15 protein-coding genes are annotated in these 16908 nt (G+C 36.0%); 10 read left to right on the forward strand and 5 right to left on the reverse strand.

Features of this window, described 5'->3' with window-relative positions:
- Positions 1–1419 carry an MBL fold metallo-hydrolase RNA specificity domain-containing protein gene (locus ACFOOI_RS04970; protein WP_379835718.1) on the reverse strand — a complete coding sequence of 473 codons (1419 nt, stop codon included), beginning with the start codon at positions 1417–1419 and terminating at the stop codon, positions 1–3.
- A 174-nt stretch (positions 1420–1593) separates the two neighbouring features.
- Here ACFOOI_RS04970 and dacB point away from each other — a divergent pair, with 174 nt between their 5' ends.
- The 4 genes from dacB to ACFOOI_RS04990 all read left to right on the forward strand — a co-directional run bounded on the left by dacB (position 1594) and on the right by ACFOOI_RS04990 (position 6050).
- Complete coding sequence (gene dacB / locus ACFOOI_RS04975; protein WP_379840177.1) at positions 1594–2901, forward strand: D-alanyl-D-alanine carboxypeptidase/D-alanyl-D-alanine endopeptidase; 1308 nt, start codon at positions 1594–1596, stop codon at positions 2899–2901.
- 164 nt (positions 2902–3065) lie between these two features.
- On the forward strand, positions 3066–4337 hold the full coding sequence (locus ACFOOI_RS04980) for an aminotransferase class I/II-fold pyridoxal phosphate-dependent enzyme (RefSeq protein WP_379835720.1): 1272 nt from the start codon (positions 3066–3068) through the stop codon (positions 4335–4337).
- Positions 4338–4352: 15 nt separating this feature from the next.
- A complete protein-coding gene (locus ACFOOI_RS04985) occupies positions 4353–5150 on the forward strand; it encodes an alpha/beta fold hydrolase (RefSeq protein ID WP_379835722.1) in 798 nt (265 codons plus the stop codon).
- Positions 5151–5171: 21 nt separating this feature from the next.
- Complete coding sequence (locus tag ACFOOI_RS04990) at positions 5172–6050, forward strand: hypothetical protein (RefSeq protein WP_379835724.1); 879 nt, start codon at positions 5172–5174, stop codon at positions 6048–6050.
- Here ACFOOI_RS04990 and ACFOOI_RS04995 read toward each other — a convergent pair.
- Both ACFOOI_RS04995 and ACFOOI_RS05000 read right to left on the reverse strand, forming a co-directional pair.
- Positions 6024–6242: a hypothetical protein gene (locus tag ACFOOI_RS04995; protein ID WP_379835726.1), complete on the reverse strand. Its 219-nt coding sequence runs from the start codon at positions 6240–6242 to the stop codon at positions 6024–6026. The two genes, ACFOOI_RS04990 and ACFOOI_RS04995, sit on opposite strands and share 27 nt — an antisense overlap.
- Before the next feature lie 15 nt (positions 6243–6257).
- Positions 6258–6491, reverse strand: a complete 234-nt coding sequence (locus ACFOOI_RS05000; protein ID WP_379835728.1) for a cytochrome b5 domain-containing protein — start codon at positions 6489–6491, stop codon at positions 6258–6260.
- Positions 6492–6682: 191 nt separating this feature from the next.
- Here ACFOOI_RS05000 and ACFOOI_RS05005 point away from each other — a divergent pair, with 191 nt between their 5' ends.
- The 6 genes from ACFOOI_RS05005 (at position 6683) to ACFOOI_RS05030 (ending at position 14085) form a co-directional block, all read left to right on the forward strand.
- On the forward strand, positions 6683–7129 hold the full coding sequence (locus tag ACFOOI_RS05005) for a hypothetical protein (RefSeq protein WP_379835730.1): 447 nt from the start codon (positions 6683–6685) through the stop codon (positions 7127–7129).
- Positions 7130–7214: 85 nt separating this feature from the next.
- Positions 7215–8237, forward strand: coding sequence for a thiamine-phosphate kinase (thiL, locus tag ACFOOI_RS05010; protein WP_379835732.1), 1023 nt, complete (start codon positions 7215–7217; stop codon positions 8235–8237).
- Positions 8234–9379 carry a C40 family peptidase gene (locus tag ACFOOI_RS05015; RefSeq protein ID WP_379835734.1) on the forward strand — a complete coding sequence of 382 codons (1146 nt, stop codon included), beginning with the start codon at positions 8234–8236 and terminating at the stop codon, positions 9377–9379. The genes thiL and ACFOOI_RS05015 overlap by 4 nt, the downstream gene beginning before the upstream one ends.
- 26 nt (positions 9380–9405) lie before the next feature.
- Entirely contained in the window at positions 9406–12390 is a 2985-nt protein-coding gene (locus ACFOOI_RS05020; protein WP_379835736.1) for a PVC-type heme-binding CxxCH protein, read from the forward strand.
- Positions 12391–12399: 9 nt separating this feature from the next.
- Positions 12400–12678: a SelT/SelW/SelH family protein gene (locus tag ACFOOI_RS05025; protein ID WP_379835738.1), complete on the forward strand. Its 279-nt coding sequence runs from the start codon at positions 12400–12402 to the stop codon at positions 12676–12678.
- A gap of 12 nt (positions 12679–12690) precedes the next feature.
- Positions 12691–14085, forward strand: a complete 1395-nt coding sequence (locus ACFOOI_RS05030; protein ID WP_379835740.1) for a chloride channel protein — start codon at positions 12691–12693, stop codon at positions 14083–14085.
- Here ACFOOI_RS05030 and ACFOOI_RS05035 read toward each other — a convergent pair.
- Positions 14063–15436, reverse strand: a complete 1374-nt coding sequence (locus ACFOOI_RS05035) for a cytochrome-c peroxidase (protein WP_379835742.1) — start codon at positions 15434–15436, stop codon at positions 14063–14065. The genes ACFOOI_RS05030 and ACFOOI_RS05035 overlap by 23 nt on opposite strands.
- A gap of 78 nt (positions 15437–15514) precedes the next feature.
- Positions 15515–16777 (reverse strand): asparagine synthetase B, encoded by a 1263-nt coding sequence (locus ACFOOI_RS05040; RefSeq protein WP_379835744.1) that lies wholly within the window; start codon positions 16775–16777, stop codon positions 15515–15517.
- Positions 16778–16908 lie beyond the last annotated feature (131 nt).

A 16908-nucleotide genomic window follows, 5' to 3' on the forward strand; every position in this document is an offset into this window, starting at 1 on the left:
TTACAATTCAAAAGTTTGATTTTCTTTAGGCATTTCCACATTAGGAAAACCTTTTTCGGTCAAAATATTTTTAAAATTAAGCATTGCATCCTTATCTCCGTGCACCAAAAATAGATTTTTTAATTTTTGTTTGCTTTGATTTTCTGCAAAATTTAATAAATCATCCAAATCTCCATGTCCCGAAAACACATCTATTTTCTTTAAATTTGCCCTAACTTGGAGGTTTTTGTTATTAATTTTTAGCTCTTTAACATCACCAGAAAGCAGTTTTGAACCAAGCGAATCTTCGGTTGCATACCCAATCATCAAAATGGTGGCATAGGTATTTTCTATGTTTTTTTCGATATGATGCTCTACCCTACCACCCTTGACCATGCCCGACGAAGAAATGATAATACAAGGCTCTGAATGATTGGAGACCGCCTTTGAAGCTAAATCTGACTCTAAATAATACAGATTTTCGAAGTCAAACAACGTATCGGTTTCTTCGTAAAACTCTTTTGCTTCTTTATTTAACAGTGACTTGTATTTTTCATACACTTTAGTACTTGCTCGGGCTAATGGACTATCCGTAAATACTTTGATTGGCTTAACGTTGTAGTTTTCATATAGCCTATTTAGCATATAAAGCATACACTGCGTCCTTCCCACACTAAATGCGGGAACAATCAGCCTACCAGACTTATTTACACAGGCTTCTTCTATTATCTCTTTTAAAAGTTCCTCGGGAGTTTCAGTATTGTAGTGTTTTCTGTTTCCATAGGTTGACTCCATCACCAGGTAGTCGACTTGAGGCAGAGGCTCAGGATCAACCAAAAGTGGGAAGTTTTTGCGGCCAATGTCACCCGAAAAGGCAATTTTCTTCATTTCGCCTTTGTCCATAACTTCTACCACAATGTGAGCAGCACCCAAAAGGTGGCCCGCTGGGTAAAAAGTAACATACCCATTTTCTTTGAACTTAAACCTGTGATTGAAGCTAATCGGCACAAAATTAGACAAGGCCTCGTCTACTTGTTTTCTCAAATAAAGACCCTGGGTTTCTATCGATTTCCACTTTTTAGACCTTTTGTAGCTTTTTTCAATACGCTTTATTTGTCTGGCATTCAAAGACGCAGAGTCATGTAAAAGCAAATCTGCAAGCTCTAAGGTTGGGCTTGTGCAAAGTACCTGGCCTTCAAAGCCATCTAAATATAAATTGGGTATTTGACCCGAATGATCAATGTGTGCATGTGTTAATAATACTAGGTTTATCAATGAAGCGTCGAATGGAAAATTTCCATACGGTGAGCTATGGTCTTCGGTTTTAGAACCGTCTAATACCGAACCACAGTCGATTAGAATTTTATATTCATCCTCTAATTCTAAAACTATCTTGCTTCCTGTAACTTTCTGAGCGGCTCCGTAAAAGGTAATCCTCATTAAATTTTGTATTTTTGGATAAAATTTTCAAAAGGACCACAAAGATAGCACAAAGTCCATACTATTGACCCAAATAGATAAATACTCATGAAATTATTTTGTTTTATACTTCTCCAAGTTCAAAGTTTATACTCTAATTCTTTGCAAAGTTTCGTTTCTGATTTTCAGAAAAATATGCACCCTGAGGTCCAAATTAGTGTTTTCGTGAAGAAAACATCCAACGACAGCACTATGTTTTCATATAATTCAGACTTGAATCTGCCTCCTGCTTCCACACTAAAACTTTTGAGCACCGGTTTGGCCTTTCAAAAACTAGGATCTCAATTTAGATTTAAATCAAACATTATACTTAACGGGCAATTAAATGAGGGGATTTTCACCGGCAAAATTATTATCGACACCCAAAGCGACCCAAGTTTTGGTTCGAAGAGGTTTAACCTGAATCCAGAAAGAGAAATAATTTTAGCTTTAAAAAACAAAGAAATAAAAGCCGTCAAAGGCGATATAGAAATAATTACCGACAACAATACTTTTAAGGTACCCTTATCGTGGCAAATTGGAGATATTGGCAACTATTTTGGGGCATTTCCTATGCGGTTTAATTTCGATGAAAACATCGTCAGCTATTATTTTGATGCCAAAAATATGGAAGGCCAGTCCGCCGATTTAGTTAAAACAGAGCCTTTGGCCTCAAACTGGGAAATAATAAATCAAGTAAAAATAGGGCCTAGAAATAGTGGTGACCAAGTAAATGTCATCAGCATTCCTGGTAATAATACTATAATTTTAATCGGCTCGATTCCAGCGGGAGCTCGTTCTTTCAAAATAAAAGGGGCAAATCCCACCCCAGCTTTAACCTTTAAAGAAAACCTAAAAACGGAGCTTCTAAAAAATCAGATTAGCTTCAATCAAGAAATCCCAAACGATTCTTTACTTTCAAAATTTGACACTTTAACGGTTTTAGAATCTCCAAAATTAGAGGATATAATAACCGAGTGTAATCACAAAAGCGTGAATTTTTTCGCTGATGGTTTGGGTGTTTATTTGACAGAATTAGAAAATTCAGATTTCGAATCATTTTATAGGTTAAAAGCCAAAGAAAGGGATATTAATTTTTCTAAAACTCATCTTATAGACGGAAGTGGCCTTTCGGCCTCAAATCTGATTTCTACTAGGAATATGTGTGATTTTTTACAAAAACTATCCACGATGTCAGACTTTAATTCTTTTTTGAAAACTATACCTATTGTGGGAAAGTCAGGAACCGTAAAATACCTAGATCCACGGAATAAAACGAATGGAAAAATCTATGCAAAGAGTGGCACTATTTCAGGGGTAAAGAACTATTCAGGCTATTTTTTTGACGACAAAAACGAAATTTATTCTTTTGCTTTTTATTGCTCGGGTATAAATGATACCGCACAATCAGATTTGAGAAATTTTACCAAAGATTTCTTTTCAAAATTGGTAGAAATAAAATAGATATTAGTTTTATTTGTGTTGATCATTATTTGTCCCAAAAAATAATAATTAAGACGTTCCGATGCTTTTTGCCCTTTTAATTTAAGTATTAAAAGGCTGAAAATCTTATGTGAAAATTTATAAAGAAGCTCTATGGTTTTATTTAACTTAAACAAAATAACTCCATGGCAAAATCTATTTTTGACAAAATTAAAGAAAACAAAAGCCCACTTGGGGCAGTGTCTGGCGTAGGCCATCATTATTTTACGTTTCCTGTGCTAGAGGGTGAAACAGGTCCATACATGAAATTTAATGGAAAAACCGTATTAAACTGGTCGTTAAACAACTATTTGGGCTTATCAAACCACCCGGAAGTTAGAGAGGCTGACGCAAACGCCATTATTAATTATGGTTTAAGCTACCCTATGGGCTCACGTATGATGAGTGCTAACTCGTACCAACACGAAGAATTTGAAAGGCAACTCGCCGATTTTTCTGAAAAAGAAGCTGCATTTTTAATGAATTTTGGCTACCAAGGAATCATGTCAGTGATAGAATCCGTAGTAGATCATAGAGACGTAATTGTTTACGATGCTGAATCGCATGCATGTTTAATAGACGGCATCCGACTTCATAAAGCAAAAGGTGGAATATACTACAAGTACAATCACAATGACATGGCTAGCCTAGAGCTAAATCTGAAAAGAGCAAGCAAATATGTGTCACAAACTGGAGGCGGAATATTGGTTATTACCGAAGGCGTTTTTGGTATGACAGGCCAAGTTGGTAAACTAGATGAGATAGCAAACCTGAAAGAATCGTATAATTTTAGCCTATTAGTAGACGATGCTCACGGTTTTGGAGTTTTAGGACCGAATGGCAAAGGAACTGGCGAGTTTTTTGATGTACAAGATAAGATAGATATTTACTTTGCTACTTTTACAAAAGCAATGTCTTCGATGGGAGCCTTTGTAGGTGCTAAAGAGGAAGTAATTTTATATTTAAAATACAGTGCTCGTTCTCAAATTTATGCAAAAGCCCTACCGATGGGTTATGTATTAGGCGGTATGAAAAGATTAGAAATGATCAGAACTCAGCCACATTTGAGAGAAAAATTATGGAATATTGCGAATAAGTTACAAGCAGGACTAATAAAAGAAGGGTTTAACCTCGAAACTACCAACTGTCATGTAACTCCGGTATATTTCCATCAAAATTTCACTCGTGACGAGGTTTGTAATATGGTGATTGACTTAAGAGAAAACATGAACATTTTTTGTTCGGTGGTAATTTACCCCGTAGTGGCAAAAGGCGTAATAATGTTAAGATTGATACCCACTGCAACCCATTCAGAAGCTGATGTGGAATACACTATTTTATGTTTTAAAAAGATAAGATCTAAATTAAACGCAGGATTGTATAATCATGAAATACCTTCTAGAGAGGTTTTTGCTTAAACAAAATTTTTAAAAATGCCATTTCTCGATTTAAAAAACGCTAATTATTATTACGAAACACACGGTTCAGGTTCTACCACGTTTGTACTGACGCACTGTTTGTTATGGAACAGTTTTATGTTTAAAGACCTCGTAGAATATTATAAAAATAAGTACAAAGTCATCATTTTTGATTTTCCTGGTCACGGTAAGTCTGTGTCTAAAACTGGAAAATACGACATGGAAACGCTGACTGAAGACACTATCGAAATAATAGAGACCTTAACTGACACAAATGTGATTTTGCTTGGCGTAGCTATGGGTGGCAATGTGTGCTTGAGAGTGGCAGCAAGAATGCCAGAAAAAGTAGAGAAAATGTTTATTTTGGGCACTTCTATTATGGAAGAAACCCCCGAAGATAAACTAAGGTTTAAGATGCTAAACAACCTGGCTAGAACTGTCGGTTTTTGGCCTGTTGAAAAAAACATCATGGATATGATGTTTGGAAAGACATTTCTCGAAAACAAAGAGCGAAAAGCTGACTACGACTACTTTTTAAAAAAATTGAGAGAAAACGATAGATTTAGCATAGTAAAAGCTACAGAAGGTTTAATAATGCGTGAACCTATACCAGAAGACTTAAAAAAGATAACTTGCAAAACACTAGTTATAGCTGGCGACGAAGATAAAACTTCGCCCATAGCTATATCACAGGAATTGGCAGACGACCTTGCTCATGGAGAGCTGGTGGTACTTGAAAAAACCGGACTATCTGGCATATTGGAATCCCCAGATAAATATATCCATGAGATAGATATGTTTTTAGAAGCCTAAGTTTTATTTTTGTTAAAAAAAATGTTCGGCCTTTGTTTATTTTATGTAAACAAAGGCTTTATTTATTCTTTAATGTTTTTGAGGCAAATAAAATCTCTGTTTTCGTGGTTATACCTGGCTAGTTTTCACGTTGTGTTGGCTGTTTCGGTCTGTACAATCGCTTTTTTCAAACTTCCTGATGGCCACGCTCCTATCAATTGGTGGCTGGTTTTGTTAACCTCAAACTCGGCTTGGATCATCTATATTTTAGACAGAATAATAGATAACTATTCGGCTGAAACCCAAAACACCAATCGGCATGTTTTTCATCAAAAACATCAGTATACCCTTCAAACTGCAGTTGTTTCCTTAATTATTATCAATATTTCTGTCTTGTTTTTTGTTTCTTTCGAAATAATAAAACTAGGAATTGGTACCTTACTTTTGGTAGGCTTTTACTTTTTGATTGTTCAAAAAACCAAGAAAGGAAAGTACTACAAAGAATTTATGATGCCAATTGTCTTTTGTGTGGCAATTTGTGGCGTTCCTTTTACCAATAGCTCTAGTATCAATTTGAGTTCTTGGTACTTAGCTTTTATGTTTTTTCTGATAGTAATTCAAAATTTACTGGCATTTTCATATTTTGAAAACATTGAAAATCCTGAAATTGATAACGTAACGAAAGTGATTTCACCTCAAAAAGTGAGAAAATACATTTTCAGACTTAGTGGAATCATTATTTTTATAAGTATAATCTTTTTTACGGGAGGCATTGAGTATTCAAATAAGATGGCCTTGATACTCGCTTCAATCTCGATATTGGTTTCAATAATAGTTTCAAACCCAAAATATTTTTCTTTAAACGAAAGATACCGATGGGTGATAGACTTTACTTTATTTCTTTTTCTTCTCATTTTTTGAGTCTTTCTTTTCAGAATCCTCATTCATTTTCTGAAGCCCTCTTCTGTAGGTATAATACAGAAACCCACTCACCGAAAACATTAAAAAAAAATAACTGTCTTTGAGGTCTACTCCTTTATAGATAAACTGATCAACCCACATTACCAATAAGCCGAGACTAGCAAAAAGTATTAGCGTATTTACGATTTTCATTTAAATTATATATTTTTAACGAAGTTTTCCTACAATTTCAAATTTCTCAAAAACCTTTTCAGTATGTGGAGCATCTTTAAGTTCATCGCTAAGGTCCTGCCCTGCCCAATGCTCGTAGTGTTTCCCGTTTTTCCAAAGTCTGGAAGCTGACACATCATAAATGACGCCATTTAGTGCCACCCAAATCTCCTCTTTGTCTGTACCGTTTCGCAAGGCCAATTGATTTTTGGAATATAATTTCTCATCCATAAAGGTGCTACACTTGTTATTTTAAAAAAACAAAAATACGAATAGATAGTTTTATTTTTGCTTTAGCCTAGTTTAAAAACACGTATCCATTGTAATTAAGTTATAGATATTTAAAGAAAATTATGGCATTTTTTTTGTCTTATACAACGAACTGAGATATATTCGCGTTATTATATAAAAAGAAAAATCTAATGAACAAAAAAGTCCTAACCTTTTCCTTTGCAACTCTATTAGCTCTAGTTGTTACAAGCTGCGGAACTAAAGTTGCTCCTGTTTCAGAAAGAATAGCTAAAATCTGGACTGCTTCATCTGTCAAAGAAAACAGTGTTGAAGTTTATAAATTAGGAGGAAATAGTAACACAAAACCCGGATACGCTACTTACAAACTTGATCTTTCTACACCTCCTACGGTTATATTGAGAGAAGTAGATGGTGGTACTTATACCGGTAAATATAGTATTTCGGGTGATACCAAATTGTCAATAACGGGTTTAATACCTGAGCCAACTGGAACTGGCGGAACGCTTGATTTCACCATAACCTCAATCGGTGACACCGAATTAGTTTTAACAGCAAACCAGAGCTACCCTAAAACTGGAAACACCAAAAACGTATACACATTAGCTTCTGCGAATTAATTTCTCAGAAACAACTTATTAATATTTAAGCGAGCATTGGCTCGCTTTTTTTGTTTATCCTTATTCTAAATACTACTTTTGCGAAATGGAAACACTACAAGACCTAGGGGAGTTTGGTTTGATTAACAGAATCAAGAACAACACCCAAATAAAACAAGCAAGCACTGTATATGGCATCGGAGACGATGCGGCGGTATTTGACATGGGAAGAAACTACGGTTTGATCTCAACCGACATGCTGCTTGAAGGAATTCACTTTGACTTGACGTACTGCCCGCTCAGGCACCTAGGCTACAAAGCAGTGGCCGTAAACGTGTCTGACATAGCCGCAATGAATGGAATTCCAAAGCAAATAACCGTCAGTATTGGTGTATCTAGCAAGTTTGATTTACCCGCCATAGACGAACTTTATGAAGGAATAAAAGCAGCTTGCGAGGCATATAACATCGACCTAATTGGAGGCGATACTTGCAGCAGCAGACAGGGGCTAATTATTTCTATCTCGGTACTGGGCGAAGTTGAAAAAGACAAAATTGCGTATCGGTCTGGTGCAAAGCCAAATGATATTTTATGCGTAACAGGTGACCTTGGAGCAGCTTATTTAGGTTTACAGATTTTGGAGAGAGAAAAAAGAGAATTTCTTGAAAATCCAAATATGCAGCCGAAAATTGAAGACAAAAATTACATAATTGGTCGTCAACTAAAACCTGAAGGACGAACAGACATTATCCATGATTTGAGAGAAATAAATGTGGTGCCGACATCGATGATAGACATTTCAGACGGCTTGGCATCTGAAGTTTTACATTTAAGTGCCAATTCGGGTATGGGATTCAATCTGTTCTTTGATAATATCCCGGTAGAAAATCAGACTCTTGAAACCTCTGCAGAGTTTAACCTGAATCCGATCAACTGCGTAATGAATGGCGGCGAAGACTATGAGCTTCTGATGACTTTTAGTCAGCAAGATTTTGAAAAAGTAAAAGGTATTACGGAAATCACACCGATTGGTTTTGTAACACAAGAAAAAAACAATATTTTAGTTCTTAATTCGGGCGAAAGAACTAACATTACAGCTCAAGGCTGGAACCATATAAATAAATCATGAAAAGCAAAATCCTAATTTCTTTTAGTTTACTATTATTAATTAGGATTTCTGTTTTTTCACAGAGTCAAAATATCCTCTATAAAGTAAAATCTGAGTTTGCCCCTGATAGCCGAACTGCTATTTTCGAAATAAAATATGACTCAGTTTCTGGTACTTTAAAAGGTAAAACAAATATCATAAAAGCCAAAGAGAAGTTGATTTTTGAATTTTCGAAAGCAAGCGTCAACCTTATAGATTCTGTTGAAACACTTCCAAATAAAACACTTTCAGACAATCGTTTTGGAATAGTAAATGTGTCGGTAGCAAACCTTAGAACCACGCCAAACGAATCAGCAGAACTTGCTTCACAACTGCTGCTCGGCATGCCACTCCGCCTTTTAGAAAAACACCGAGGTTGGTATCGAGTTCAATCTCCCGACCAATACATAGGTTGGGTAGACGGCAGCACAATAGAAGTATTTACTCAAAAAGCTTTCGAAAATCAGACGTCAATTCCAAAAGTAGTTTATGTACAGACATCGGGGTTCGCTCTTTCAGACTCTTTAAATTCAAATTCTCGCATTAGAGATCTATCATTTGGCAATCTTAATTCTTACAAAAAAGTTGGAGCAAACTATACTGAATTAATACTTCCTGATGGCAAGTTGGGCTTTGTAAAAAATGCAGATGTTGTTGATTCAAAACTTTGGTTAAAAAACCTCAATTCAGACATTACAAACATTAAAGAAATTACGAATACTTTTTTAGGAATCCCCTATCTATGGGGTGGCACTTCTTATAAAGGCGTAGATTGTAGTGGTTTTACCAGAATGGCGTATTTTTCGAAAGGCCTATTACTTCCCAGAGATGCCTCTCAACAGGTTTTGTTGGGAAAAGAGATTTCTATTGAAAACAATTTCAAAAACTTACAAGAAGGCGATTTACTATTTTTTGGAAATACTACCACTAAAAAAGTAACGCACGTGGCTATATGGCTAGGAGACTTAAAATTTGTACATTCGTCAGGAATGGTTAAAATCAATAGTTTCGATAAAAACGATCCTGACTTTGACTCTTATAATTTAGAAAGACTAATTGTAGTAAAACGCCTTTCAGAAAATTTACCTAAATTAGGCTGCAACAACCTATATATTTTGGATTAAATTCCAAAAAAACTATTCAACCCCTTATGAAAAAAATAATTATACTTTGCCTAAGCATAACTTTTGGCTTTATTTCAGACCAAAATCTTAGTGTAGAAGCGTATAACAAACTCAGCGAAGCCGAAAAAAGAGATCCTTCACACGCCATTGATGGACTTGACCTGCTTGACCCTGAATTAGAAATTACGCTTTTTGCGTCAGAACCTATGATGTCAAATCCAACAAACATGGATATCGACGACAAAGGCCGAATTTGGATTTGTGAAGCTTACAACTATCGAAATGCCCTTAATCCAAGAAATCCATATAACAAAAAAGGCGATAGGATTTTAATACTAGAAGACACAGATCACGATGGTAAGGCAGACAAGAGCACAGTATTTTATCAAGGAGAAGACATAAATGCAGCTCTGGGAATAGCTGTGTTAGGAAATAAAGTATATGTATCGTGCAGTCCGAATGTTTTAGTTTTTACAGATGAAAACCAAGATGATGTACCAGACTCAAAAGAAGTGATGTTTACAGGAATTGGCGGTATTCAACACGACCATGGCATGCATGCGTTTGTTTTTGGACCTGATGGAAAACTATACTTCAATTACGGTAACGAAGGTAAAGGCCTATTAACTCGTAATAAAGAACCACTAAAAGATGAATTAGGAAATATAATAAAAGGTGATGGAAAACCATATAGAGAAGGAATGGTGTACCGTTCAGAACTTGATGGAAGCAATGTTGAAATTTTAGCTTGGAATTTTAGAAACAATTATGAATTAACCTTGGATTCATACGGTACTATGTGGCAGTCTGACAATGACGATGATGGAAACCGAAGTACCCGCATAAACTATGTAATGCCACATGGCAATTACGGTTACAAAGACGAGATGACAGGAGCAGATTGGCGAGTAAGGAGAACAAACTTAGAAGATTCAGTTTATCAGCAGCATTGGCACCTAAATGACCCTGGAGTTGTACCTAATTTATTACAAACTTATGCGGGCTCACCTACCGGAATAGTATTATACGAAGGTAACCTTTTGCCTCAAATGTACCGAAATCAAATTATTCATTGTGACGCCGGCCCAAACATAGTTCGAGCATATCCTGCACAGAAAAGTGGTGCGGGTTATAAGGCCGAAATTCTTCCAATAGTAGATGGATCGAAAAAAGACAAATGGTTTAGACCTTCTGATGTAACCGTGGCTCCCGATGGCTCAATTTATATTTCGGATTGGTATGACCCCGGTGTGGGTGGACACGCCATGGGAGACTCACTTAGAGGCCGAGTTTTTAGAATTGCTCCCAAAAATCATCGCCCTACTGTTCCTAATTTCATTTACTCAGATCCGTCAGAAGCTATTGTGGCTTTACAAAATCCAAATCAGGCTGTGAGGTTCAAGGCTTTTATGGCATTGAAAAGTTTAGGCAAAGCAGCTGAAAACAATCTGAAAGAATTAGCCAAAAATCAAAACCCACGTATGGCAGCAAGAGCCTATTGGCTATTGGCACAGATAGACAATAAATACATAACTGAAGCCTCAAATAGCAAAAATGAAGACGTAAGAATACAAGCAATAAGGATGGCTTCTGAATTGATAAAAAACCCGCATGCATTTTATTTGAAAATGAGCAACGATGCCTCCATTCAGGTAAAAAGAGAAATAGCTGTTGAAATTAGACACAAAAAGTATTCGGACGTATGGTTAAAATTGGCAGAAGCTTATGATGGTGGTGACCGTTGGTATTTAGAAGCTTTAGGAATTGGAGCCGATTTAGACTGGGATAATTGTTTGAAATTATTAAAAGAAAATAACGAATCCAATTGGTTAAAAACTGACAAAACCAAAGACTTGGTATGGAGAAGTAGAGGATTAAAAACAAAGGTACTTTTGGCAGAAATAATCAAAAATAGTCCAGAAAGCCAAAAAGGAAAATATTATCGAGCTTTTGACTTTCAAGACAATACAGACAAAAATGATATTTTACTCGGTTTAATAAAAAATGCCAAAAGCACAGAAGAAAAAGTAACGATTTTCAAGCATTTCGACCAGGCTACTATACATGGCAACCCTACTTTTAATAAAGAATTACCGCTTCTGATGGCAGGAATAAAAAGTGAATTAGATTTTTTAGAAATAGTAGATAAATACAGTATTAAAAGTCAATATAGCAGACTACATAAATTAGCGATGACAAATTCAAACTCTAACATATCTACCTCTGCTGCTACCATTTGTGTGAAAAATCACGGTACTTTAGGACTTGAAACAGAACTAAAAAACAAAACAAACGCAAAAAAAGCAATTGATGTATACGGGGAAGTAGACAAGGCTAATGTTACGGCTATTTTGATTAAAACATTTACAAACAAAAAACTTAGTCATTCTTTAAGAGAGCAAGCCATTGAAGAAATGATTGGGTGGGAAAGTGAAGAAACACTATGGAAATTGACACAAGCTGGCAAAATTCCTAATGAGTTTTTACCTATAGTTGAAAACATTTTAAAACAAACCTGGCATTCGGACATACGTGTGGCGGCTTCCAAGTATTTTGTAAATGGTGAGGAGGAACAAAAAATAAACACCACCAATGTTCTCAGCCAAAGTGGAAATTTGAGCTCAGGAAAACAACTTTTTGAAACTTATTGTACCACCTGCCATGTAGCCAATAATAAGGGCACGGACTTTGGTCCGGGCTTAAGCCAAATTGGCAAAAAACTAAGTAAAGAGGGTTTGCTTAATGCGATAATAAATCCAAGTGAAGGTATTAGTTTTGGATATGAGGGTCAAAACATTACGCTTTTTGACGGCTCCATGTATCAAGGAATATTAACGTCAAAAACTGAAAATGATTTTATGATTAAATATCCGGGACAAAGCAAAGTTAATATTGTAAAAAGAAAAGATGTGAAGCAGATTTTGGCAATGGAAGAGTCAATAATGCCAAAATTTCCTTTAAAAGAGCAAGAATTAGCAGATTTGGTTGGATATCTAGAAACTCTAAAATAATAAAATTAGGTGAAAAAATTTAAGATAACGGTGGAATACTGCCCCAAATGCAAATGGATGCTGAGAGCAGCTTGGATAGCCCAAGAGTTATTGATAACTTTCGAAGAAGAGATAGACGAAATCAGTTTAAAACCCTCTGGCATTTCTGGTATTTTTAGACTTTATGTAGACGATAAAGTTGCATTTGATAGGAAAGAAAATGGCGGTTTTGCAGAACCGAAAAGATACAAACAACTAATTAGAGACCACGTAAACCCTTTGAAATCATTGGGACACAGTGAACACTAAAACTTAATAGGCTTGGAAAAATACAATTTTGATACTTTTGCTCATTTTTGGAATACTAAAGTAAAAAACCTAAGTATTGTAAAAAAAATATCAAAAAAAATACCTCAAAAATACATCGCTCGCTTTTCTGGTGAAGCTCTGCCTTTAATTGTGGGTTCAGTTTTAGTCGGTCTAATTTCTGTTTTATATGAAGAACTTTTTAAGCACGTAGAAGGCTGGTCTATTAATTTATTCAATTATTCTCCTTATTACTTTTTCATTCTATCGCCTTTGTGTTTTTTCTTGACACAATTTATCGTTACAAAATATTCAAAATACGCAAGTGGAAGCGGTATTCCGCAACTTTTAGCTGCCATAGAAATATCGGAGACCTCATTCGGCAACAAGGTGATGCACAAACTTTTGGGAATAAAAATTATCCTTTTCAAAATTCTCTCCAGCTTAATTTTGCTGTTTGGAGGTGGAAGTATAGGTAGAGAGGGGCCTACCTTGCATATTTCTGGGTCTATTTTTAAAATTATCAGTGATTTTATGCCCAAAACTAGAGCAAAAATCACGCAACAAACACTATTGATAACAGGTGGTGCTTCTGGGCTTGCGGCTGCTTTTAATACACCTTTGGGCGGAATAGTTTATGTAGTAGAGGAGCTTACCAAAGCTCACATTAACAAACTCAGAACCCCTATCTTTTCTGCGGTTATTATTGCGGGTTTCACAGCTCAGTTTTTCACGGGCTCATATCTATTTTTAGGGTTTCCAAAAATTAAAAGCTTACCCTATAACTTAATACCGATGGCAATATTAGTGTCGGTTTTAGGGGGACTTATGGCAGGTGTGTTTTGTAAAGTTGTTTTGGCGGTTATTGCTTATAGAAAAACCATCAAAAACAAAAACCTTTTTGCAATTGGGTTAGGACTAGCTTTCGCCACACTTTTATTTTTTACGGACAGTTATAGCATTGGCTCGGGCAAGCCTCTCATTAATAAAATTCTTTTTGACAAAACCGAAGCTCTCTCTTACTATTCGTTCCCGGCGAGGTTTTTCGGTAGTATACTTTCGTTTGTGACCGGAGGTGCCGGAGGTATTTTTGCTACCTCGCTTGCTTCAGGAGCCGCTTTGGGCCAGTTTGTATTGAGCTTTTTTGAATTCGCGGAAGTCCATCAAAATCTTTTGATACTTATGACCATGATTGCCTTTTTGACTGGAGTAACCCGTACCCCTTTTACCTCTGCAGTTTTGGTATTAGAGATGACAGACAGACATTCGGCTATATTTTATTTTCTAATGGCAGGTATTATTGCTCAATATTTGAGCGAATATATCCAAAAGAAACCTATCTACGAAGTCATAAAAGATGACATAATGGAGGAATTAAAAGCGAAACCTAAAACCCAAGATCCAGCCTAGACTGTTTGTCATTATTTGGAAATGCTAAGCCAGAAGGCAGCGACTTTGGTGCATACCTCTCAAGATCATGATCGTAGAGTCCATTTTTTATAAAAGCCTCTAATGCTAGTATTTCATCATCTGAAAGATTGAGCGGCTTAAATTTATCCGAAATTTTGTTGGCAGGAACTTTAACGTTTTGAGGTACTCCCTTATTTTTATAATCTAAAACCTCCTTTATGTTTGTAAAACTTGCACCATGCCCATAAAAAGGCGAGTCCTTAAGGTTATATAGTTGCGGTACTTTAAATCTGTACAAATCCTCTTGCCTTCCCGTAAAACCGCCTCTACCTTTGTGCTCAGGGTTAGCATCCGAAATATTTTGTACAGTATTGGCTCCGTAGCTTCCATTTTTAAGATCATTCATACCAAGTGCATGAAACTCCATATTGGCCAAAGATGGCCCATTATGACAACTGTAACAATTCCCTTTCGAAAAAAACACTTTAGCTCCTTCTTTCTCTTGATCAGTCATAGCATTTGCATTTCCCCTTAACCATTGCTGAAATGGCGATCTATTGGCAAGTAAAGTTCGTTCATAAGCCGCTATAGCCAAGGCTCCATTAAGAGCAAGAAGTTTGGGATTATTAAACGACTCAGCACCAAAGGCTTTTTCATACATACTTTTGTAAGTAGAAAAATGACTCATAAAAATTCGATCTATTAACAACCTGTGCACATCTCTACCCGCAATGGCCTGAGTTTCTACACCCGAATACCCAAGTTCATTTACAGCTTTGGGGGTTCCTTTTGTCCAGTTACTTTCAGTACCGATATTAAGATCTTTTCCTCCAAATTGACCATTCCAAAGTATGTTTGACTGATAAGCGATATTAAGAGCCGATGGCGTTCGGATTGGTTGAACATCTATCTGAGCTGTTTTATATAGTATATCTACAATTCTTTTTTCACCTTGAATTCCATACCCAATCCCTCCTTCACCTATCCCTTGAGGCACACAAGCCTGAAAACCCGCTTTAGCATGGTGACAACTAGCACAAGAGTAAGTTTGTACACTAGAAGAAATTATGGGATTTTGACCTAAGCCAGTTTCATGAAACAAGAGTTTACCTAACTCTACCTTTTCGACTGTTAAGGGATTTTTTAAATCTTGAGGGATTTTCTGAAAATCAGTCTCATCGGGTAAAATATAATATTCAAAACCTTTACCACCAGAGGCTTCGGCAAGGAGGTTTTGTAGTTCTAAGTCAGAATCAGAAAAAGCGGGGAGGTCTGTATTTTTGTTACAAGAACTTAAAAAATAGCAAAAACCACCAACTACCGTTAGCTTAAGTAAAATTTTTAGATTCATATTCGACAAAATTAGCATTCAAAGGAAACCACAAATCAATAAAAAAAGTGTGGAACCAAAAATGACACAAATCAATTTTTAGGTCTTTAATTTTTTCTTTTTAGCAGCAGGAAATAGCACATTATTAAGTATTAACCTATACCCAGCTGAGTTTGGATGCAGATTTAAATCTGTTGGCTCTTCATTTACAAAATGCTGGTAATCTTCGGGATCGTGGCCACCGTAATACGTCCAAAACCCTTTTCCCATAGTTCCATGTATGTACCTAGCCTCATTTGAAAGTCTATTTTCTGCTAAAACAATAACTTCTGGCTTAACCAACTCTTTTTTAAAGGCGGTAGTTTGACCCAAGAAACCCTTAATCAAATTTTGATGATTTTGAGTTAACATAGTTGGTATTGGGTCATATTTGGCCGAAAACTCAAACAATGTAAAATAATCATTTGATTCATTAACCCCTCTTTCGTTTGGCTGATTGTCTATGTTAGAAAATTCAACTTCATAGGGATCATTAACTAGCGTAAAGTCTTTAAAAGCAAATGCATTATCATAGTTTAGTTTACTTTGGGCATTTGGATCGCTTCCATCTCCGTCATAAATAGCCTCTACTATATCTACACCTTGGGCAGCCATAGAAATATCGAAGGTATCAGTAGCATTACACATAGCAAACATATAACCTCCTCCAATCACAAAATCACTTATTTTTTTGGCTACTGCACCTTTTAATTCTGAAGCCTTGGTAAACCCATATTTTCGAGCTATTACCTCCACCTCTCTTTTTTGTTCCTGATACCAAGCCGAACTTTTCATTCTGATAAACTTACCATATTGGCCTGTAAAGTCTTCGTGGTGCAGGTGTAACCAATCATACTCAGGCAGTTTGCCTTCCATCACTTCATCATCGTAAACTTTATCAAACTCTATCTCGGCATAGGTAAGTGCTAACGTAACGGCATCGTCCCATGGCATCGCACTTTTGGGTGTATACACCGCTATTTTAGGAGCTTTTTGTAGTTTAACGGCATCCATGTTCGCATCTGGATTTTTCACCAAAGTCAATATACTGGCAGCAGATGCATCCGAAATAACCTCGTAACTTATTCCTCTAATCACGCATTCGTTAATAAATGTTTGATTTACAGGAATCAAAAAACTTCCTCCCTTATAATTTAATAGCCAATCAATTTCGGTATCGTATTTTTTTAAAACCCAATAAGCCAATCCATATGCTTTTAGATGATTCTTTTGGGTTTCATCCATAGTTATTAGCAGTTGATTTGCTCTAGTTTTTAGGCATAAAGCAAAAAAAATGATAAACGGCAAAATGACCTTCTTCATTGGTTTGTTTGATTAAGATTGTATCCTCAAATTTGTATTAGAAACAAAAATACCCATAAATTATTGTATTTAATGATATATTGGGAGCTATATGGAGTAATTATATGCAAAAATGATTCCATTTTTATAAC

The organism is Lacihabitans lacunae, from assembly GCF_042649125.1.
Taxonomy (GTDB): Bacteria; Bacteroidota; Bacteroidia; order Cytophagales; family Spirosomataceae; genus Leadbetterella; species Leadbetterella lacunae.